The sequence below is a fragment of the Pokkaliibacter sp. MBI-7 genome, assembly GCF_029846635.1.
Taxonomy (GTDB): domain Bacteria; phylum Pseudomonadota; class Gammaproteobacteria; order Pseudomonadales; family Balneatricaceae; genus Pokkaliibacter.
On sequence record NZ_JARVTG010000001.1, the window covers coordinates 3,907,217 to 3,927,531 of the forward strand.

12 protein-coding genes are annotated in these 20,315 nt (G+C 56.0%); 5 read left to right on the top strand and 7 right to left on the bottom strand.

The genetic code is table 11. The features are described 5' to 3' along the window. Positions 1 to 79 precede the first annotated feature (79 nt). Both guaA and QCD60_RS17260 read left to right on the top strand, forming a co-directional pair. On the top strand, positions 80 to 1,660 hold the full coding sequence (guaA, locus tag QCD60_RS17255) for a glutamine-hydrolyzing GMP synthase (RefSeq protein WP_279787416.1): 1,581 nt from the start codon (positions 80 to 82) through the stop codon (positions 1,658 to 1,660). A gap of 275 nt (positions 1,661 to 1,935) precedes the next feature. Further along, positions 1,936 to 5,790, top strand: a complete 3,855-nt coding sequence (locus QCD60_RS17260; protein ID WP_279787418.1) for a hypothetical protein — start codon at positions 1,936 to 1,938, stop codon at positions 5,788 to 5,790. A gap of 227 nt (positions 5,791 to 6,017) precedes the next feature. Here QCD60_RS17260 and QCD60_RS17265 read toward each other — a convergent pair whose 3' ends face one another. The 6 genes from QCD60_RS17265 to fdhA all read right to left on the bottom strand — a co-directional run bounded on the left by QCD60_RS17265 (position 6,018) and on the right by fdhA (position 14,002). Further along, positions 6,018 to 6,935, bottom strand: a complete 918-nt coding sequence (locus tag QCD60_RS17265; RefSeq protein WP_279787420.1) for a LuxR C-terminal-related transcriptional regulator — start codon at positions 6,933 to 6,935, stop codon at positions 6,018 to 6,020. A gap of 253 nt (positions 6,936 to 7,188) precedes the next feature. Continuing rightward, the gene (locus QCD60_RS17270; protein WP_279787422.1) at positions 7,189 to 8,472 is read right to left on the bottom strand and encodes an FAD-binding oxidoreductase; all 1,284 of its coding nucleotides are present in this window, start codon (positions 8,470 to 8,472) and stop codon (positions 7,189 to 7,191) included. Positions 8,473 to 8,618: 146 nt separating this feature from the next. Further along, a complete protein-coding gene (locus QCD60_RS17275) occupies positions 8,619 to 10,868 on the bottom strand; it encodes a sodium:proton antiporter (RefSeq protein WP_279787424.1) in 2,250 nt (749 codons plus the stop codon). A 134-nt stretch (positions 10,869 to 11,002) separates the two neighbouring features. Next, on the bottom strand, positions 11,003 to 11,791 hold the full coding sequence (locus tag QCD60_RS17280; protein ID WP_279787427.1) for a fumarylacetoacetate hydrolase family protein: 789 nt from the start codon (positions 11,789 to 11,791) through the stop codon (positions 11,003 to 11,005). Between the two features lie 49 nt (positions 11,792 to 11,840). After that, the gene (locus QCD60_RS17285) at positions 11,841 to 12,518 is read right to left on the bottom strand and encodes a hypothetical protein (RefSeq protein WP_279787429.1); all 678 of its coding nucleotides are present in this window, start codon (positions 12,516 to 12,518) and stop codon (positions 11,841 to 11,843) included. Positions 12,519 to 12,805: 287 nt separating this feature from the next. Next, complete coding sequence (fdhA, locus tag QCD60_RS17290) at positions 12,806 to 14,002, bottom strand: formaldehyde dehydrogenase, glutathione-independent (RefSeq protein ID WP_104156613.1); 1,197 nt, start codon at positions 14,000 to 14,002, stop codon at positions 12,806 to 12,808. 323 nt (positions 14,003 to 14,325) lie between these two features. Here fdhA and QCD60_RS17295 point away from each other — a divergent pair, with 323 nt between their 5' ends. The 3 genes from QCD60_RS17295 (at position 14,326) to QCD60_RS17305 (ending at position 18,077) form a co-directional block, all read left to right on the top strand. Further along, positions 14,326 to 15,705, top strand: coding sequence for an L-serine ammonia-lyase (locus tag QCD60_RS17295; RefSeq protein WP_279787432.1), 1,380 nt, complete (start codon positions 14,326 to 14,328; stop codon positions 15,703 to 15,705). Positions 15,706 to 15,805: 100 nt separating this feature from the next. After that, on the top strand, positions 15,806 to 16,672 hold the full coding sequence (gene purU, locus QCD60_RS17300) for a formyltetrahydrofolate deformylase (RefSeq protein ID WP_279787435.1): 867 nt from the start codon (positions 15,806 to 15,808) through the stop codon (positions 16,670 to 16,672). Positions 16,673 to 16,964: 292 nt separating this feature from the next. Beyond that, positions 16,965 to 18,077, top strand: a complete 1,113-nt coding sequence (locus QCD60_RS17305) for a GlxA family transcriptional regulator (RefSeq protein WP_279787436.1) — start codon at positions 16,965 to 16,967, stop codon at positions 18,075 to 18,077. Between the two features lie 91 nt (positions 18,078 to 18,168). On the opposite strand, the gene QCD60_RS17310 is transcribed toward QCD60_RS17305, so the two are convergent. Beyond that, entirely contained in the window at positions 18,169 to 20,157 is a 1,989-nt protein-coding gene (locus QCD60_RS17310; protein WP_279787438.1) for a methyl-accepting chemotaxis protein, read from the bottom strand. Between the last annotated feature and the right edge of the window lie 158 nt (positions 20,158 to 20,315).

Sequence of the window (20,315 nt, forward strand, 5' to 3'; positions counted from 1 at the left end):
ACAGTGTAAAGGTGGGGCTGTTTCCAGCCCCATTTTTCTTTTTCAGCTAGCCCTCATCGGGCAGTTGTGGAGATAAGTTATGGCAGTCGACATTCATGCCCAACGGATGCTGATTCTCGATTTCGGCTCCCAGTACACTCAGCTGATCGCGCGTCGTGTTCGTGAGATCGGTGTGTACTGCGAAATTCATCCTTTCGACATGACCGAAGAAGAGATTCGTGCCTTCAACCCCAAAGGTATCATCCTTGCCGGTGGCCCCGAGTCTGTGACTGAGCTGGGTTCGCCCCGTGCTCCTGCTGGTGTATTCGACATGGGCATCCCCCTGCTGGGCATCTGCTACGGTATGCAGACCATGGCCGAGCAGCTGGGCGGCAAGGTTGCCAGCTCTGACAAGCGTGAGTTCGGCTATGCTCAGGTACGTATCGTTGAAGGCGGAAGTCGCCTGCTGGACGGTATCGAAGACCATATCGCCAACAACGGCTCGCTGATGCTGGACGTGTGGATGAGCCACGGTGACAAAGTGGTTGAGCTGCCTGAAGGTTTCCATACGGTCGCCGCGACTGAAAGTGCACCTATTGCTGCCATGTGCCACCCCTCCAAGAACTTCTACGGCGTGCAGTTCCACCCTGAAGTGACCCACACCAAACAGGGTGGCCGCATTCTGAGCCGCTTTATCAAAGACATCTGCGGCTGCGAAGCGCTGTGGAACGCAGCCAACATCATTGATGACGCCATTGCCCAGGTTCGCGCCAAGGTTGGTGATCAGAAGGTGCTACTGGGCCTGTCAGGCGGTGTTGACTCCTCTGTTGTTGCTGCACTGCTGCACCGTGCCATTGGTGAGCAGCTGACCTGCGTATTCGTTGACCATGGTCTGCTGCGCAAAGGCGAAGGCGATCAGGTCATGAAAATGTTCGCCGACAACATGGGCGTACGTGTTATCCGCGTCAATGCAGAAGAGCAGTTCCTGGGCCTGCTGCAGGGCGAAGCGGATCCTGAGAAGAAACGCAAAATCATTGGTAATACCTTTATTCACGTGTTTGACGATGAAGCTGCCAAGCTGCAGGACGTTAAATTCCTGGCTCAGGGCACCATCTATCCTGACGTGATCGAATCTGCCGCTGCCAAGACGGGCAAGGCTCATGTCATCAAATCTCACCACAACGTGGGTGGTTTGCCTGAAGACATGAAGTTCGAGCTGGTCGAGCCACTGCGTGAACTGTTCAAAGACGAAGTGCGCCGCATCGGTCTGGAACTGGGCCTGCCCTATGACATGGTCTATCGCCACCCGTTCCCCGGCCCGGGTCTGGGCGTGCGTATCCTTGGCGAAGTGAAGAAAGAGTACGCCGACATCCTGCGCGAAGCCGATGCCATCTTTATCGAAGAGCTGCATCGCTCAGGCTTCTACCACAAGACCAGCCAGGCATTTGCTGTGTTCCTGCCGGTGAAGTCGGTGGGTGTGGTAGGTGATGGTCGTCGTTATGAGTACGTTATCGCGCTGCGCGCGGTAGAAACTATCGACTTTATGACCGCACGCTGGGCGCACCTGCCCTATGAGCTGCTGGAAACCGTCTCCAGCCGTATCATCAATGAAATCGCGCAGGTTTCTCGCGTCACTTATGACGTATCGAGCAAGCCGCCCGCGACGATTGAGTGGGAATAAGTTTCCGCTGATTAGTGTTGGTTGATGTACAAAAAACCCGCCTTGGCGGGTTTTTTGTTTTCTTTTATCAGAGATGCTTTCAGGGGCGCTTATAGTGATTGATTTGGTCTAAGGTAGATGGCTTGTTAACTCACCGAATTTACTTATTTTCAGTCATTCATGCTGCGTCAGATTCATTTCTCGATAGTCGAACTATGACTATTTATATGCTGCAAAAGTACGCCTAACTATTGGATAGTTCGTCGAATCTGAAAGTCTTGCATTGGGGTTATACGATGGCAATTTTCGATATAGATAAGGATGATTTACTTCGACTTTCCGATATTCAGCTTGAGGAGCTGATAGCGCGGCTTGCCGAGGCCGAGGTAGCTGCTCTTGGTTATAGCCCTGCAGGTGTCAGTTGGTCTGGCTCTATGAAGGCCCCAGATGGTGGAATTGATATTCATGTGCAGTTGGATGCTTCTGAGCTTAAGCCAAGTTTCCTATATCGTCCTAATACAATCCTTCAATCAAAGAAAGGTTCAATGCCGAGATCAGCGATCTCAAGCGAGATGCTGAAAGACGGTTCTCTCAATCCAACCATTTCTCACCAAGCAGAGATCGGTGGCGGGTACATTATTGTTAGCCTTGAAGATGACTGTTCACCACCTATGAAAAGTGATCGTTTAGCAGCGATGCGTGCAGCTGTTGATAACGACCCGAATAAAGACAACATTCATCTCGATTTTTTCGACAGATCAAAACTAGCCCAGTGGGTACGGCAGCATCCTTCGGTTTTGCTTTGGGTCAAAAATCAGCTTGGTCAAGGATATTCGGGCTGGCAGCCTTATGGAGCTTGGAGTAATCCACCTAGAGGATCGGAAGATACACTCATTTTAGCCGCCGGCGTTACGATCGATGTTCCAACGGAACGGGGGCAGAAGCTCTCCATTGAGGAGGCTATAGAGCCGATGCGTCAACTTATTCGTACATCGAATAAAGCAATACGCATCACAGGCCTTTCTGGAGTAGGTAAAACAAGAATTGTTCAAGCTCTCTTTGACGAGAATGTAGGTTCTGATCCTCTCGATAGAACCATTGCAGTCTATGTAGATACTGGACAAGACCCTGATCCTTCTGCGTCGGCCATGCTTGATCGTCTGATTGCCGTGGGGCGTCCTGCGGTAATGATCCTCGACAACTGCCCATCCGATCTACATTCGGTATTAGCAAGCAAGGTATCGGCGGCAAGTGGTAACGTCCGTCTTATCACCGTTGAATACGATATTAAAGATGACAAACCGCAAACCACTGAAGTTATCCATATTGAGGCGAACGGGCCGGAAGTCGCCGAAGAGCTTTTGATGCGCCGATTTCCCGAAATTGGTCAGGGAAATGCACGGCGTGTCGCCGAGTTTGCCGATGGTAATTCTAGAGTAGCCTTAGCCATCGCAGAGCAGGTCGGACAAGGTGAGAGCTTGGCCGAACTAACGGATGCTGCGTTGTTCAATCGTCTCTTCCAGCAAAGGAAGGAGGAGGATGGCAATCTTCGCGAACAAGCAGAAACTTTGTCGCTCGTGTATTCGTTCTCGGTCTCTGATCCAGAGGTTGGTCAGAGTGAGCTGGGAGTTTTAGGTTCGATTTCAGGGCATGCGAAAACCCAACTGTTCCGAGCCGTGACGAAGCTGGCAGGCCGACATGTCGTACAGCAGAGAGCGCATTGGAGAGCAATTCTGCCTCATGCTGTTGCTAACCGATTAACGCGCTCGGCACTGGAGAGCATCCCTCAAGATATTCTGAGATCGACGTTTGAAGCGGCTGGTAACAGCCGGCTTCTGATGTCATTCGCTCATAGGCTTGGCCTGATGCATGACCATCCTGTGGCCAAAAATATTGTGGAGGCATGGCTGCAACCTGATGGCCTGTTGGGGCATATTCTGGATCTCGATGAGAATGGGTTGAGGATACTGGGCTATATTGGACCCGTCGCACCGGATGTACTACTGGATCGGATTGAAGCGGTGCTTATGGCTCCAGAATTTCAGGGGATGGAACCGAGGCATAACCTGCGTAGGACCACGATCCTCAGTCTGCTTCAGTCATTGGCATACGAACCGCACGATTTTAAGCGCTGTATGTCACTTCTGATCCGCGTCGCGGACTATGAAGATGAAAGCAACAACTATGATGCCGTAAGGGGCATGATTTCGGGGTTCTTTCAGCCCTACCTTTCCGGCACTCATGCTTCGATGCAACAACGTCTTGCCATTGTAGAAGAATGCTTAGGCTCTGAAGATCATGGTCGGCGCTCTTTGGGGATCAAGTTACTTTCAACCGCATTGGATGGTCCGCCGTGGACAGGCTTTGGACTCAACGATTTCGGGGCGCGGCCTAGGGACTACGGCTACCGTCCGAACCATGACCAACTCGTTGAGTGGTGCACTGCTTTCATGAATTTGGCGGTGCGGCTGGCAAATTCAGACGACGAGGACATCAAGAGCCGTGCACGATTGGTTCTGGCGAATGAGTTTCGCGGTCTGTGGCACCAAGTAGCAATGCGGGACAAACTGGTCGAAGCAGCACGGGTGATCAACGATCACCGGCCATGGGGCGAAGGCTGGAAGGCCGTTCGCTCGATCATCTATTTCGATCACACAAGGCAAAAAGGTGAACCTGAACCGCTCCCCCAAGACCTCGCCGATCTGGATAGAGACCTAAAGCCTCGCGACCTGATTGCGAAGATCCAAACATATGTGCTTGGCAAAGGGCATGATCCTTGGGTGCTTGATGACGACTTCGATGACAGCAGCGATAACAAATACCGCGCGGCTGAAGGTCGACTAGCTGCAAAGGCAACGGATTTAGGTGAGAGTTTTGCGGCGTCGGGCTATCAACTCGATGAGTTGAGTCCTGACCTGTTTTCAAACGACTGGATGCCATATCGCAAAGCGTTCGGGATCGGCCTTGCTAAGGGGGTCCATAATTATCGTGACGGTTGGCAAGGTTTGCTGGAACAACTCGCTCGGTCATCTGGTTCAAACCAAAACTTTGCGGTGATTGGTGGCTTCATCGAAGAGGTTGCCGCCCATGACCATCCGCTTTCGAGAGAATTCTTGGATGAATGTGCAGAACACTCAGAACTTCAGAAAGTCCTTGTGGGCCTGCATCCATGGGATGGCTTCACAGAGAACGATCTGGATCGGTGTATGGCCCTGCTCGACAATAAAGACACACGGACGACTTGCATGTTCGGGGCTATCCTTTGGCGGGATAACTACGCGAACCTTCCGTCCGAACGTTTGTTGGAGCTTGCACAGAAGCTACTGGTCAAGCCGGACGGTGACTACACACTGCTCGAAGCACTCGCAATGAAACTGCACGGGAAGAACCCTGCGGACGACACTTTAGGACCTGAACTAAGAAAGCTGGGTTTGAAAGCGGCAATCAAATCTATGTTAGGTGATGATCAAGGCGACGCTGTTGGTACTAGAGGGCACAACATGGAAACCGTCATCAAGGCAGCTCTTAGTTTCGACCGCAACGATGCCGAAAAGACAGAGTGGCTGGATACCATATTCTCTGTCGTGGACGAACGCTACGGCCACATTCATTCGTTCGAGAAAGCGATTGAGACGACAGCAGGATTGATGCCTAAGGCATTTCTGAGTCATGTTTTCCAGGGGACAAAGGACCAGCAGCATCGACGCACTTTTTTCATTCGTTACAGGGGGATGCAGCGCTGCCCGCTTTCCAAGATCGATGTGGCCGATCTGGTTGAGTGGTGTCAGCAACGGAACGAGCCGGATGTCTGGGGTTTAGTCGCGTCAGGTATCAGGCTTTGGGAGAAAGACGATGCAAACAAGGAGGGCTATTCCATAACGCCATCTGCTGTTGAGTTCCTTGAAGCTAGCCCAGAGCCAGAGCTAGTCCTTCACGCATACGCGGGTCGTGTCACACCATTTTCGTGGTCTGGGAATCGTGCAGATGCCATGCAGCCGAGGGCTGATGCCATTGCCGCACTGACGCAGCATAAACGGGAGTCGATAGCCAATGCCGCTGGGGCAGTGTCCAATCGACTGACCATGGAAATCGAACGCGAACGGATGCGTGACAGACAAAGAGATGAGGAGCGGGAACAGCGTTTTGAGTGAGATCTCGTAGCGAGCACGTCGACTATTCTATGGAATAGAAATTCGGTGTGATAAATGGCCGCAATTGGAGCTGCAAGCGTAGCATTATGACGGTTCGCCCAATGTTTATTATGGTCCTTAAGCGTTGGGCTACAGGTAGCTAGCTGCCAAGGGCGTCATGTCTGTTTTAAATACAAGATGCTCCGCATAACGCGGGGCTTCTTTCTTGCAAACCCTGCTCCCTACCTTCAGCCCTGCCTTATCTGCACAGTACTCTCCAATACGCTTGGTGATTTCGAGAGTATTCCCATCGCTATTACGTTCGCTGCAAGCAGTGAATGATCCATGCCCAGCGGCAAACCGCCTTCCATACCTTTCAGATGATCCAGAAACAGCGTAAAGATCTCCGACTGGGTCGAGGTACCCAGTCGGGTATGAATATTCTTTCGATGCACCTTCACCGTGCCGGGGCTGATATACAGGCGCTCCGCAATGGCTTTGGTGGAGTGCCCCTGCAGAAGCAGTCCGGTGATTTCCTGCTCGCGGCGGGTCAGCAGGCCCTGTCCGAAACTGCTCAGAGCCTGTTTCATCGAGCCTTCGGCCCGCTCATAGCGGATAAATTCCTTGGCCTGTGCCTGCCAGAACTGGCGCACCAGTGCCTCCACTACCGGAAATACCTGCTGCAGCTGTTTCAGTTCACGGCGGCTGATACTGCCGCGGGTGGATTTGCGCCCGAGTGACAGTGCGCAGGTAATCTGAGTATCCAGCTGGATGACCAGATTGATCTCATCGATCAGGTCGAAGTTTTTGTAGCAGCTCTGGTAGTACTCGGTGGCTTCAAAAGAATCCGGGGAGAGGTCCTTCAAGCGGCAGACTCCTGAGGGCAGCTGCTGCCGGATAGCGTTAAACAGCGGGTCAAGTACGTAGGCCTGTTCCAGATAGGTGCGCAGGGTTGGGCTGTGTTGGACGGGGTCGATGGGGTGAAGAATGATGGGTTTGTATGCGGCCTTGTAGGTCACCATCAGGATGGTGTCGAAGTCGCACAGCGTTTGCAGGAACTCTTCCAGTATCTGGGGAAAGGTGCGCAGATGAATGTGATCAATCAGTCGTGCCAGTTCATGCTGACAAGGGAATGAAGTACTGGCCTGGGCGCGTCTCAATGTCATGTTTTATCAACCTTTCCCGCAGTCGGCGAGCCATGTACTGGTCTTGAGCCTGAATAAATGGCTTAATTTTGTGATCACAATTAAGTGATGTCAAATAGATTTACTACCACATTTTGCAGACAGCACCTCTTGTGATTGCGGAGTAAAAGAGATGGATGCCGTGCGTTAAAGAAGGGGAGGATGGGGCTGTGGATGGTACGCGAGGCTGCAAAGCCACCGCTGAGGCCGAAGCCTGCAGCGGTGGAAGGGGAAATCAGATACCCAGTTTGTCGCGCAGTGAGTAGTACCACGCGCCCATGGCTGTGAAGGGAATACGGAACGCACGGCCGCCGGGGAAAGGATACTGCGGCAGACCAGCAAACACGTCGAAGCGTTCGGCCTGCCCGGCTATCGCATCCGACAGCACCCGACCTGCCAGATGGGTACAGGTCAGACCGTGGCCGCTGTAACCCTGAGCGTAATAAATATTGCCGTTGATGCGACCAAACTGTGGCAGGCGCATCAGCGTCAGGAGGAAGTTGCCGGTCCAGGCGTAGTCAACCCTGACGCCTTTCAGCTGCGGGAAGGTGGTCAGCATCTTGGGCACGATCAGCGACTCGATACGGCCGGGATCGCGGGCGCCGTAGGTGACGCCACCGCCGTAGATCAGACGACCATCACCGGACAGACGGAAGTAGTCGAGCAGGTAGTTGCAGTCTTCCACGCAGTGATCATGAGGCAGCAGCTGACGTTGCTGCGCTTCACTCAGCGGCGCTGTCGCGATGACTTGCGTGCCACAGGGCATAGCTTTCTGTTCCAGCTCCGGCAGCAGGCCCTGCATATAGGCATTGCCGGCGACTACTACAAAGTCGGCAGTGACGGAACCCTGCGCGGTCATCACTTTGGCGCGTGAGCCCTGAACAATATTGATGACTTTGGCATCTTCATAGATCACTCCACCCAGCGACTCAAAGGCGGCGGCTTCACCCAGCGCCAGATTCAGCGGGTGAAAGTGGCCGCCGGAGTGATCCAGCAAGGCGCCGGCATAGCGCTCGGTGCCGATATAGTTACGGGTATCACTGGCTGACAGCAGTTCCAGTGCCTTGTGGCCATGGGCTTCCCACAGTGCTTTCTTGTCTTCCAGTTCGCGAAACTGTTTGGCATTGCAGGCTGCGAAAATACCACCGGGTTTGAGATCACAATTTATCTGGTATCTGGCCACCAGCGACTTGATGATCTCGCCGCCTTCAAAGGCCATCTTGCCCATTTGGCGGCCAACTTCCTGGCCATAATTGCGTTCAATGAAATCGATGTCGCGGCTGTAGCTGTGAACGATCTGCCCACCGTTGCGGCCTGAGGCGCCAAAGCCGATGCGGCTGCCTTCCAGCATGATGACCTTGTAGCCGCGTTCGGCCAGATGCAGGGCGGTGGACAGGCCGGTAAAGCCAGCTCCAATCACACAGACATCGGCACTGGCTTCGCCCTGCAGGCTGGGGCGCAGGCGGGTGTCATTGGCTGACGCCGCATAGTAGGACGTGGTGTGGGTTGGGATTGACATACTGAACCTCGGTCTGAAATGCCCTTACCGGGGCGAGCAGGGCGCCAGAATGAGCGCATCATTCTGGCTACGAACCGTTGTACGATACCTGTACTTTCCGTGGATGCCTATACCTATCAGGGAATATTGTGATCACATATTGTCGCTCAGGCTTCGCCTTCACCGGTGCTATGGGGCTGGCTGACGGTCAGTTTGGCCAGTTCTGCTTCTGCCGCTACCGAGGTGAGTGACGGCGCATCGCTTTTGGCCACAGGCGCCGGGCTGCTTTCTTCATCGCTGGTGGGCGGTGCACTGGCAGCAGGTTTGGGCTGGAAGGTATGGGCATGCAGGTCCGGGCGTTCAACACCATCACGCCAGGCACTGTCCAGTGCCTTCTGCACCCAGTTATAGACCTCGCGTGAAATCACCTGCTCGGCCACCATTTCCTCCAGTGCTGCGCGGCCTTTGCGCAGCGCAAACAGCCACAGCAGGCGGCGTTCCAGCAAGTCGGTGAACTGACCAAACTGGGTTCGGGTCTGGCGTAAATCCTGATCCACCAGTTCAATACGGGCGGCCAGCACGCCGTCGAGAATGCCGGCCATACGCTCGCCCAGCAGGGGGTTAAGCCTGCTGGCGTTGTAATAGCGCAGGCGCTCCAGCACCACCCGGCGACAGATCATCAGCTCATAGTGATCCGCCAGTGCCGAGGCCAGTGGTCTTTTCCAGCGGCCATAGCGATACAGCCATACCGCCAGACGGTAGCTGAGGGTCGGCTTGAGAATGCGGCGGGCAGCGCGGTTATAGCCGATGCGGCCGTTAGTGCGGGCTTCATCGATCATTTTGCCGGTATTGCGCAGCATGGCATCCAGATTGGCGACGCCGATAATGCCGCTGCCGTAGTCACGAATCAGCTCATGCTCACGGGCAGCCAGGGTGACCAGCCCAATCGCCAGACGTTCGCGGTCAGGCAGTGCCGCATCGAGATCCAGCGCGCTGGACGCCAGATGGGCGCGATAGCGCTGGTTGACCTCGGTGGCGATGTGCGGGTCGATATGGAAGGTGCTGGCGATGCGCTTGACGGTCGCTTCCACATCCAGCGTCGACAGCTCAATGGCCTGCTGTTGCAGCGCCTGTTCCTGCGGGCTGAGTTTGTCCAGCCCCAGTTTGCGGATCACCGTGCGCAGGCTGGAGCCGTTGACCAGCAGACTGAACAGCACAAAGCTGGTGGCCATGATGGCGATAAAGTGACGGCTGTTCTCCGGCAGACTGCTGTTTTCCGCCATGCCCATGGCCAGTACCAGGGTGACGGCGCCACGCAAACCACCCCAGGTGATGGCCAGTTTGTAGGTATGGCTGATGGGCTCGCTGAGGCGCAGGGCACTGAGCAGCGGCAGGAACAGATACAGCACGGCCAGTCGTGCCAGCAGGGCAGCCAGCACCGCCACCAGCAGATAGCCGACATCGGCCCAGTTCATGCCGCTCAGCATCTGCGGCACCCGCACCGAGGCCAGCAGGAAGACGATGGCGCCGGCGATACTGGCGATCTGCGCCCACACCAGCTGCAGATGGTTCCAGTTATGGCGTGACAGCCGGGCGTGCGACAGGCCGTTGATCACCAGCGCTGTGACGACGACGGCTACTACGCCGGAGACGCCCAGCACTTCGTTACCAAACAGAAATACCGGATAAGGAATGGCCAGGGTAAAGGCGGTTTCCGCCAGCGCAATTTCGCCCAGTAGCGGCAGGATAAAGGCAGTGATACGACCGACAATCAACCCCAGCAGCACGCCACCTCCGAAGGAAACGCTCAGGCTGCTGAGCCCGGATTCCCATGAGAGTGGCACGCTGGGGTCGCTGATCATGGCCATCAGCACGGTGACCAGAGCGATGGCGGCGGCATCGTTCAGCAGGCTTTCCCCTTCGACCAGCCGGATCAGCCGCCCCGGTGCCCCCACTTCGCGAAAGATACCCACAACGGCCGACGGGTCTGTTGTTGCCACGATGGCTCCTATCAGCAGGCACACCGGCCAGCCGTAGGGTGACAGCCCGCCCAGTGCCAGCCCGATCAGGCCGGTTGCGACAATCACCGCCACCACGGCCAGCAGCAGAATGGGGGCGGCGTCCTGCATCATGCTGCGCACATCAACGGTCAGAGCGACCTGAAACAGCAGTGGCGGCAGGAATATCCACAGGTAGGCATCAGCAGGCAGGTTGGGATTAACCAGCGGTTCGACAAAGAAGTGGGCAAAGCCCGGTGCCACGGTATTGACGGCGACATAGCTGGTGCCGACCAGAATACCGAGTATGCACAGCAGGGTGGATTCAGGGACTGCCAGACGGGCAGCGACAACCTGGGAGGCGGCCACCATGGCCAGCAGGCATCCCAACAAGACGAGCAACTCGGTGAGTAGGAACATGTGCAGAGCCGACTAGCGAAACGAACAGGAAAGGAGGAACAGGAGCGGGCGCTATTATCGCCTGCCGGCTGAGCGCTGTCAGGTCCGGCAGGGTATGTCAGGAGCAGAAATTCTCAGGCTGATAAAACGCCTGATCAGGCACTGATCTGCATGGTGGCTTCACCGATACCGGGGAAATTGACGCGCACCGAGTCGCCAGCCTTGACCTGCAGTGAACCCATCCAGCTGCCGGTGGTGATGATATCGCCTTTGCGCAGCCCCTGCTGACGGCGGATCAGGTGGTTCAGTGTCCAGGGCATCAGCAGCCAGGGTTCACCCAGCGCATGGCTGCCGGTCTTGCTGATCTTGAGTTCGTCGTTGATCCACACTTCGACTGTCTGTGCAGGCAGATTCAGTGCCTGCCAGTCGCTGACTTCGGTGCCGATGACAAAGGCACCGTTGACGGCATTGTCCGCCAGCCCCCAGAACGGAGCAGGAGACTGCCAGTCCTGCAGGCGGCTGTCGATGGTTTCGATCACAACGTGTGCCGCATCGATGGCTGCCCGCAGTTCTTCCTCAGTGTAATCACCGTCGCGCAGCGGCAGGTCGGTACCCAGACGATAGGCGATCTCTGCTTCAGCGCCGATCAGCTGATAGTCCGCCATGGATAGCGTAGCGCCGGTCGGGAACACACGGGCAGGCCAGATGGGGGCGACAGTAGGGGTGACATCGATACTGCCGGTGCCGCTTTTCCAGGCGCCGGTGCGTTGCCCTTGTTGTTCCCACAGCTGGGCAGACACGCGCTGCTGGATCCCATAGGCGTCGGCTTCGGTCAGGCCGGGCAGCGTGGTTGAGGTCAGCCACTGTTGATCTTTGCGTGCTTGCAGCAGTTGCTGGGCCAGGGTGTCGAGCACATCGGAAGGCAGAGTTGGAGCACTAGTCATAGTCGTATCCAGTGAGGTCGCCGCCCCGGCAGGGGCGGTCGGGGAGGTATCACACCTGAATATTGGTGTTGTCCATTTCTTCTTCCGCCAGCGTGAAGTGGCGGAACAGGAACACCGTCGTGAAGATGGTGGTGTAGACGGAAATCACATTGCTCAGCAGCAGGGCGGGCAGGTCCCATCCGGCGCTGGTCAGGGTTTGCAGCAGGATGATCGACACCAGCGCCACCGGAATAGTGATCGCCAGCAGTCCAACAAAAATATCTATCTTGTTGTCAGAGGTCTGATGCCAGCTTGAGGCGATGCTGCTGGTCAGATTCTTGCGACGACAGACGATGTTGAAGTCAATAAAGGACATCCGCAGGAAGATCAGGATACCGGGCAGGATAAACGCCAGCAGCCCCGCCGCGGTGGCCAGACCGTGCACCAGATAGCCCAGAAACAGGGTGCTCCAAAGCGGAAAGGGCACGTTCAGTTCGTCAGGCATACTGCCATTGCGGCCGGTGCGGATAGCGAAATGCAGATAGCGGATCAGCTTGGCCATGAAGTAGGGGTAGATCACAAAGGCAAAAATGGCCTGCAGCTTGTGCAGCAATGGCGAGCTGGGATTGACCATTGCCACGACGAAGTCGGCCAGCATCAACAGCGCCAGATAGGGCAGCATCACCTTGTTGATACTGGTGAAATTTCTGCGGGTGAAGTACAGCGCTTCCGAAATGGGTTCCAGCATAGTGTCATGTGGCCTTTATTCGACGGTCCTTATCCGATCAGTGGAAGTGTATCGGCAGGGAATGACGGGTGGATTGCAGATTTGTTGCAAGCCTAACCAAAGGTGAGACCGATTTCTATATGCGGCAGCGCATGGTGACAGGTATTACAGCGACGGTAACAGACAGGGGTTGACCCTTGTTGTCTCAGGCGCGGGAATTGTCTGAGCCTACGGATAAAGTGGGGCAATGGCGCTGCTCATTGGCCATTGCCCCGGGTGGAGCCGTTAGTGCGTTTAACGGTTTACGATCAGGCAACCATGCCGTGCGGGTCAATCACGAATTTCTTCGCCGCGCCGCCATCGAAGTCAGCATAGCCGTCGGGCGCCTCATCAAGGGTGATGACTTTCACATTCACGGCATCGGCAATTTTGATCTTGTTGAACAGAATGGCCTGCATTAGTGGGCGGTGATACTTCATAACCGGGCACTGGCCGGTGTGGAAAGAGTGGGACTTGGCCCAGCCCAGACCAAAGCGCATGCTCAGTGCACCCTGTTTGGCTGCCTCATCAATCGCACCCGGATCTTCGGTAACGTACAGCCCGGGAATACCAATCTGGCCACCGGCACGGGTCATCTGCATGGCAGAGTTGAGCACGGTCGCGGGGGCTTCCTTCTGGTGGTTACAGCCGCAGGCATGGGCTTCAAAACCTACGCAGTCGACAAAGGCATCGACTTCGCGCTCGCCCAGAATGGCTTCCAGCTTGTCGGCCATGTCACCTTCTTCGGTCAGGTCGATGGTTTCGCAACCAAAGCTGCGTGCCTGCTCCAGACGCTGGGCATTCATGTCACCGACGATGACGCAGGCAGCGCCCAGCAGTTGTGCCGAGGCAGCGGCGGCCAGACCTACCGGGCCCGCACCGGCGATGTAAACGGTTGAACCGGGGCCAACACCTGCGGTGACGCAGCCGTGGAAGCCGGTAGGCAGAATGTCGGAGAGCAGCGTCAGATCACGGATTTTTTCCAGTGCCTGATCCTTGTCGGGGAATTTCAGCAGGTTGAAATCGGCATAGGGCACCATGACGAATTCCGCCTGACCACCGACCCAGCCGCCCATGTCGACGTAACCATAAGCCGCACCGGGACGGGCCGGGTTCACATTCAGGCAGATGCCAGTTTTGCCTTCCTTACAGTTACGGCAGCGGCCGCAGGCAATGTTGAAGGGCACAGAGACCACGTCGCCGACCTTGAGAAACTCCACATCACTGCCGCATTCAATAATCTGCCCGGTAATTTCATGGCCGAGTACCAGACCGGCAGGGGCGGTCGTGCGTCCGCGCACCATGTGCTGGTCGCTACCGCAGATATTGGTGGTGATGACTTTGAGAATGACGCCGTGGTTGCACAGACGTTTGCCCAGCGACAGGGTGGGGAACTCGATGCTGCTGACTTCTACTTTTCCAGGGCCCTGATAGACGACCCCACGGTTAGCGTGATTTGAACACATGCCTTAGCTCCTTGTTGTTTTAGCTGGCGGTGTGATGCATGAAGAGATGCTTCCGTGTGTATTCCCTAGGGCCGGGTCGCACACTGCAGTCTTCCGCTGGCCAGTCTAGGCAGTTCAAAACGTCAGCAGTTGTCTGAATGGGGCCTCGACATATCCGAGAAAGACATTCATGAGCGAGCACGATACATCGCGCGGTTTAAGCTAACCCCATGTCGTCTACTGACATGAGCTGCTGCAGGGAGGCACAGATAATGGCGTATTGCCGCTCGTAAAAACGTTGCCGAGTTGGCCGGTTCTGGTCGGCGGCAGAATAGAGGTGAATCATGTCTATCAGCGTCTTTGATCTGTTCAAAATCGGCATCGGTCCTTCCAGCTCCCATACCGTTGGCCCCATGCGGGCGGCGGCTGACTTTGCCGACGCCGTGCGTCAGCAAGGGCTGGTGCAGGATGTGCAGCGGCTGGAAATCCACTTGTATGGCTCACTCAGTTCCACCGGCCGTGGCCATGCCACTGACCGTGCAGTGCTGATGGGGCTGATGGGCGAACGCCCCGATACCATCAATCCTGATTCCATCGAGCCCAGCATGCGCACCATCATCGAGCGTCGTGAGCTGGCTCTGGCGGGTCAGTGGCCTGTCGCTTTTGACTATGCACGTGATCTGATCTTTATCGACGAGCCGCTGCCCTATCATCCCAATGGTATGAGCATTGTGGCGTACGGTGCGGGTGATCAGACGCTCTATGCCAACACCTATTACTCTATCGGTGGCGGTTTTGTGGTAGATGAAGCCCAGGTTGCCTCTGGTGCAGGGGCAACGGACGACAAGGCGCTGCCTTATCCTTTTACCACCGGCGCCGAGTTGCTGCGCCTGTGTGAGCTGCACGGCCTGCGTGTCAGCCGTCTGATGATGGAGAACGAGAAGGTCTGGCGCAGTGAGGCAGAAATCCGCAGTGGCCTGATTTCCATCTGGCATGCGATGAAGGCCTGTGTCGATCGTGGTCTGCACCAGCAGGGTATTCTGCCCGGCGGTCTTAATGTCAAACGTCGTGCTGCCAAGCTGCATGCTTCATTACGTGCTGCCAGTGGCGGCAACATCATCAGCAGTACGCTGAATGCTATGGACTGGGTCAACCTCTACGCTCTGGCGGTCAACGAGGAGAACGCGGCCGGTGGTCGCATGGTGACCGCACCCACCAACGGGGCAGCCGGCATCATCCCGGCGGTGCTGCATTACTACATGAGCTTCAAGCCCAGCGCCCAGGATGAGGATGTGATTGACTTCATGCTGGCGGCAGCGGCAGTCGGCATTCTCTGTAAGATCAATGCGTCTATCTCAGGTGCCGAAGTGGGCTGTCAGGGTGAGGTCGGCTCAGCATGCGCCATGGCTGCAGCCGGTCTGACCGAAGTGATGGGAGGCACGCCTGAGCAGGTAGAGAACGCTGCTGAGATCGGCCTTGAGCACAACCTGGGCCTGACCTGTGATCCGGTGGGCGGGCTGGTACAGGTGCCTTGTATCGAACGCAACGCCATAGCTGCGATGAAGGCGATCAATGCTACCCAGCTGGCGCTGCGCGGTGATGGCAGTCACTTTATTTCTCTCGACAAGGTGATTCGGACCATGCGCGAAACCGGTAAGGATATGCAGGACAAGTACAAGGAGACCTCCAAGGGAGGGCTGGCGGTCAACGCCATCGAATGCTGATGAGTGCTGTCCGGTGCGTCGTGCACCGAGGCTGAATGCCTCAACAGAATAATGATAAAAGCCGGCGTTTAACGTCGGCATGCAGCAAGAGGAAACGGCTATGCAGCCAGAAAGCAACACCTGGATCCTGACCGCCCACTGCGAAAGTCGCCTGGGTACGGTCGATGCGCTGACCGCCTATCTGCGTCGCACCGGTAACTACATTACCGAACTGAACTCCTTTGATGACCGTCTGGCCAGTCGTTTCTTCATTCGTGCAGTGTTTCGCAGCAGTGACAGCCAGTTTGACGAGCAGGTATTTCGCGAAGGGTTTGCCGAGCAGGCTGAACCCTTTGCCATGGAGTGGAGCCTGACTCCGGTTCATCATCGCACCAAGGTGGTGATCATGGTGTCCAAATACGATCACTGTCTGAATGATCTGCTGTACCGTTACCGCACTGGCCACCTGCCGATCGAGATTACGGCCATCATTTCCAATCACCCCGACCTGCGCGGACTGGCCGACTGGCACGGCATTCCTTACTACCATTTCCCCATCACCCCTGAGACCAAGCTGAAGCAGGAGAATCAGGTGTGGGACTGTATTCAGCAGGCGGGGGCGGAACTGGTGGTGTTGGCCCGCTATATGCAAGTACTTTCTCCGGCTATGTGTGAACGACTGGACGGCTGGGCTATCAACATCCATCACTCTCTGCTTCCCGGATTCAAGGGCGCGCGCCCCTACCATCAGGCCTATGAAAAAGGCGTCAAGCTGGTAGGTGCAACGGCCCACTATGTGAATAACGCCCTCGATGAAGGGCCGATTATCACGCAGGGGGTGCAGGCGGTGGACCATGCCCACTATCCGGAAGATCTGGTAGCCAAGGGGCAGGATATCGAATGTATTACGCTGGCCAGAGCGGTGAGTTACCACATTGAGAAGCGTGTATTCCTGCACGGGAACCGTACTGTGGTATTCCCCAGCTAGGCAGAGCTTGCCCTGCAGTGAAGCAGGCGGTTACGGTGAGGTAATCGCTGCTGCACTGCAGGATTGCATTCGAAGTAAACAAGGTTAAATTGGTTGTTCGGGTGGTGTTCAACGCAGCCGCCTTTCACCTCAGCCCCTAAATCGCTGCCGTCCGGGAAACCACGGCACATGCTGAAAATAACAACAACACGGCCACAGGTGCAGTGCACCTGACACAGAGGGAACACATGGACGGGTACCGACTCCCGGCGCAATGGTTCCTGCAAGATCGTGATTGGGGAGACCATTTAAGATGACCGCAACACCCTATAACCGTGGCAATCAGCCCACTACCCGTGCACTGGGCTTCCTGCTGCTGGACCATTTCACCATGATTTCTCTGGCATCGGCCATTGAGCCGCTGCGCATGGCTAACCAGCTTTCCGGCAAGGAGTTGTATCGCTGGCACACCCTCAGTCTGGATGGTAAAGCCGTTTCCGCCAGTGACGGTATTCAGGTCAACCCCGACGCCAGCATTCAGGACCATCCTTCCCATGACACCATCATCGTCTGTGGCGGCGTCAACATTACTCGCAGCTATACCCGTCAGCATCTGCAATGGCTGCAGTCACAGGCACGCAAGGGGATTACCCTGGGCGCCATCTGTACTGGAAGTTACGTACTGGGTGCAGCAGGTGTACTGGACAATTACGAGTGCAGTATTCACTGGGAAACCATTTCTACCCTGAAAGAGGCCTTCCCCAAGATCAACACGACCAACCGTGTATTTACCCATGACCGCGACCGTCTGACCTGTACCGGTGGTGTGGCACCCATGGATATGATGCTGAGCCTGATTCAGCGCCAGCATGGTCATGCGTTGGCGGGGGCGATCTCCGAGATGTTCATGTACGAACGTATTCGCAGCACTGAAGATCAGCAGCGTATTCCTCTGCGCCATATGCTCGGTACGGCACAGCCCAAACTGGTCGAGATCGTGATGCTGATGGAAGCCAATCTGGAAGAGCCCATCGGGCTGGATGAACTGGCCAGTTATGTGGGGGTATCGCGTCGTCAGTTAGAACGTCTGTTCCAAAAATACCTGGACTGCTCCCCCTCACGTTACTATCTGAAACTCCGCCTCAATCGCGCCCATCAGCTGCTGAAGCAGACCTCCATGTCAATCATTGAAGTGGCGGCTGCCTGTGGATTTGTCTCCACACCGCATTTCAGCAAATCCTATCGGGAATTCTTTGGCGTGCCACCTCGTGATGCCCGTCATGTGGTGCAGCGTCATCAGTCACAGGCGCTGACCGGCAAGCTCAATGGCATTGGTCTGGAACATCGCGAGTTTGCTGCCAACGCCATGCTGGCATTGTCTGAAGCGCAGGCAGAGCCCACCTATGGTTCTGTTGCGGTGAATTAATCAGCAGGAAAGCGCACTGCAGGTTCAAACCAAAAGCCGGAGTGATGATCAGTCACTCCGGCTTTTTTATTGGCGTTTTCTCTGCCTGAAGTCAGAAGTGGAAATACCCCAGCAGCTGCTTCTGCTGTCTGGCCATTTGCATCAGGACCTGGCCACTGCTGGCAGTCTGTTCAGCACCACTGGCAGTGTGCTCGGTGTATTCGTTGATATGGTTGATGCTGCGGCTGATTTCCTGGGCGGTTGAGCTCTGCTGCTCAGTGGCGCTGGCAATCTGGATGTTCATTTCACGGATGACCTGAATCGCCCGGTCCATATCTTCCAGCGCCTGCTCAGCATGCCCAGCCGCGCCGACACATTGCTCCGTTTTGCTCTGGCTGGTCTGCATTACAGTGACCACTTCCCTGGTCATCGCCTGCATCTGCTCAATCATCTGCTGAATTTCACCCGTCGAACTTTGGGTGCGGGTCGCCAGAGAACGCACCTCATCGGCGACGACGGCAAAGCCACGGCCCTGTTCACCCGCTCGCGCTGCTTCGATGGCCGCGTTCAGTGCCAGCAGGTTGGTCTGCTCAGCAATATTGCGGATGGCGTCAATGATGCTGTCGATCTTCTGGCTGTAGCCGTCAAGGCGGCTGGTGACCTCGTAGGCATGCTGAATCTGCTCGGCCTGACCACGAATGTTACTGACGGTCTCTTCAATACTGCTGCGCATTTCCTGCCGTAGCTGGTCACTGCTGGTTACCGCCTCCAGAGTGTCCTGTGCACGATGGGCTACCTCCTGTACCGACGCTTCCATTTCCGTCATGGCTGACGCGGTCGAGGTCAGCTGTACTTTCTGCTCATTCACAGCCTGAGTGGTGCTGTTGCTGATCTGGGCGTTGCTCTCGGAAGATTGCGCCAGGGTCTCGGCTGAATTAGCCAGCTCGCTCAGGGTGCGGCTCAGGGTCTGATTGAGTTCATTCAGATAGCGGCCAAGCTCGGCAAACTCATCCTTACTGGTGCTGTTGAACTGTACCCGCAGATCGCCCTTGGTCATCTTGATCAGGGCGTCACGGAAGCGTGCCAGAGGGCGCTTGATGCTGAAGGCGACCCACAGGCCGATCAGCAGGGCGACGGCAATGGCAAACAGTGCGATGCCCAGCAGAATGCTTTCACTGGTGGTGATGGTCTGATGCGCCTGCTGCTTGGCCTGATCCAGCGTAGCCAGGGTAGCGCTGCTGAACTGGCCGATGGTGTCCAGGGTGGCCTTGATGGCTGTTGATGCGGCAGTGGTCTGGCTATCAATCTGGCTGGCCAGATCGACCTGTTTGACGAACAGCTGGAACAGGCCATTGGCATCACCGGCGCTGGTAATGATGGGGTTGGCCATGATGGCGGCAGACTTGGCCTTGTCGCTGTCGACGGTCGCGAGCTGATCAAGGCGCTGCTTGATCGTGCGGTCCTGATATTTTACCGCCCGGGTCAGACGTTTGACGTCCTGATTGATCTGGAAGGCCTTGTAGCCACTGACCACCTTGCTGACTTCGCGCAACAGGCCCGCGGCCTGATTCTGGGCATTGCCAGTGGGGTTATCAGCAATGAACTTGTTGAGGAACTCCACCAGCTGATCACCCTTGGTCATGACATCTTCCTGCTGGGCCTTGATCTGCTGGTCGACACTTAGTTTTTGCAGGTGCAGCTCGGTCAGCTGGCTGGCGAGCTGGACATAGCCTGCGGTGGAAGCGCTGATCTGCGCCAGCAAGTCCGTCAGCGAACTGTCTGTGTTGCTGCCAAGCAGAGGAGGAATCTGTCCCAGCTGGGTCTGCAGCGTCTGAATATTGCCATCAAAGCTGCTTTTGCCCGCGTTGACCTCATCGCTGTTGCGATTGATCAGCAGTCCAAGCAAATCCTGGTTGGCACGCAGCAGCGTCGCATTCATATCACTGGCGGCCTGGTTCAGGGGCAGGGTTTCACCGGTCACCATATCCAGCTTGCTGCTGACGCCGTGAATGCCTTTATAGCTGGTGGCGACGATGGTGAGTAGCAAAAGAACAAGCAGGGTAAACCCACCGATGACACGTTGCAGGATGCTCAGAGGCATGATGCGATCCTCATTTCTGCGCTGCGGGGTCTCCAGGCATGTCTGGGTGATGCGTGGGTTAGCCAGCAGCTAGTTTTTATTATCAATATCGAGGTTCTTGCTGGAGTTCAGAGCAACTCCGGTCTTCAGTATTCGCGTTGCCCGCACCGTTTTTGGGT

Coding starts and splice junctions, on each gene's coding strand:
- QCD60_RS17305 (WP_279787436.1), top strand. CDS start 16,965: ATGACCGCAACACCCTATAACCGTGGCAATCAGCCCACTACCCGTGCA.
- QCD60_RS17295 (WP_279787432.1), top strand. CDS start 14,326: ATGTCTATCAGCGTCTTTGATCTGTTCAAAATCGGCATCGGTCCTTCC.
- QCD60_RS17265 (WP_279787420.1), bottom strand. CDS start 6,935: ATGACATTGAGACGCGCCCAGGCCAGTACTTCATTCCCTTGTCAGCAT.
- QCD60_RS17285 (WP_279787429.1), bottom strand. CDS start 12,518: ATGCTGGAACCCATTTCGGAAGCGCTGTACTTCACCCGCAGAAATTTC.
- QCD60_RS17260 (WP_279787418.1), top strand. CDS start 1,936: ATGGCAATTTTCGATATAGATAAGGATGATTTACTTCGACTTTCCGAT.
- QCD60_RS17280 (WP_279787427.1), bottom strand. CDS start 11,791: ATGACTAGTGCTCCAACTCTGCCTTCCGATGTGCTCGACACCCTGGCC.
- guaA (WP_279787416.1), top strand. CDS start 80: ATGGCAGTCGACATTCATGCCCAACGGATGCTGATTCTCGATTTCGGC.
- QCD60_RS17310 (WP_279787438.1), bottom strand. CDS start 20,157: ATGCCTCTGAGCATCCTGCAACGTGTCATCGGTGGGTTTACCCTGCTT.
- QCD60_RS17275 (WP_279787424.1), bottom strand. CDS start 10,868: ATGTTCCTACTCACCGAGTTGCTCGTCTTGTTGGGATGCCTGCTGGCC.
- fdhA (WP_104156613.1), bottom strand. CDS start 14,002: ATGTGTTCAAATCACGCTAACCGTGGGGTCGTCTATCAGGGCCCTGGA.
- QCD60_RS17270 (WP_279787422.1), bottom strand. CDS start 8,472: ATGTCAATCCCAACCCACACCACGTCCTACTATGCGGCGTCAGCCAAT.
- purU (WP_279787435.1), top strand. CDS start 15,806: ATGCAGCCAGAAAGCAACACCTGGATCCTGACCGCCCACTGCGAAAGT.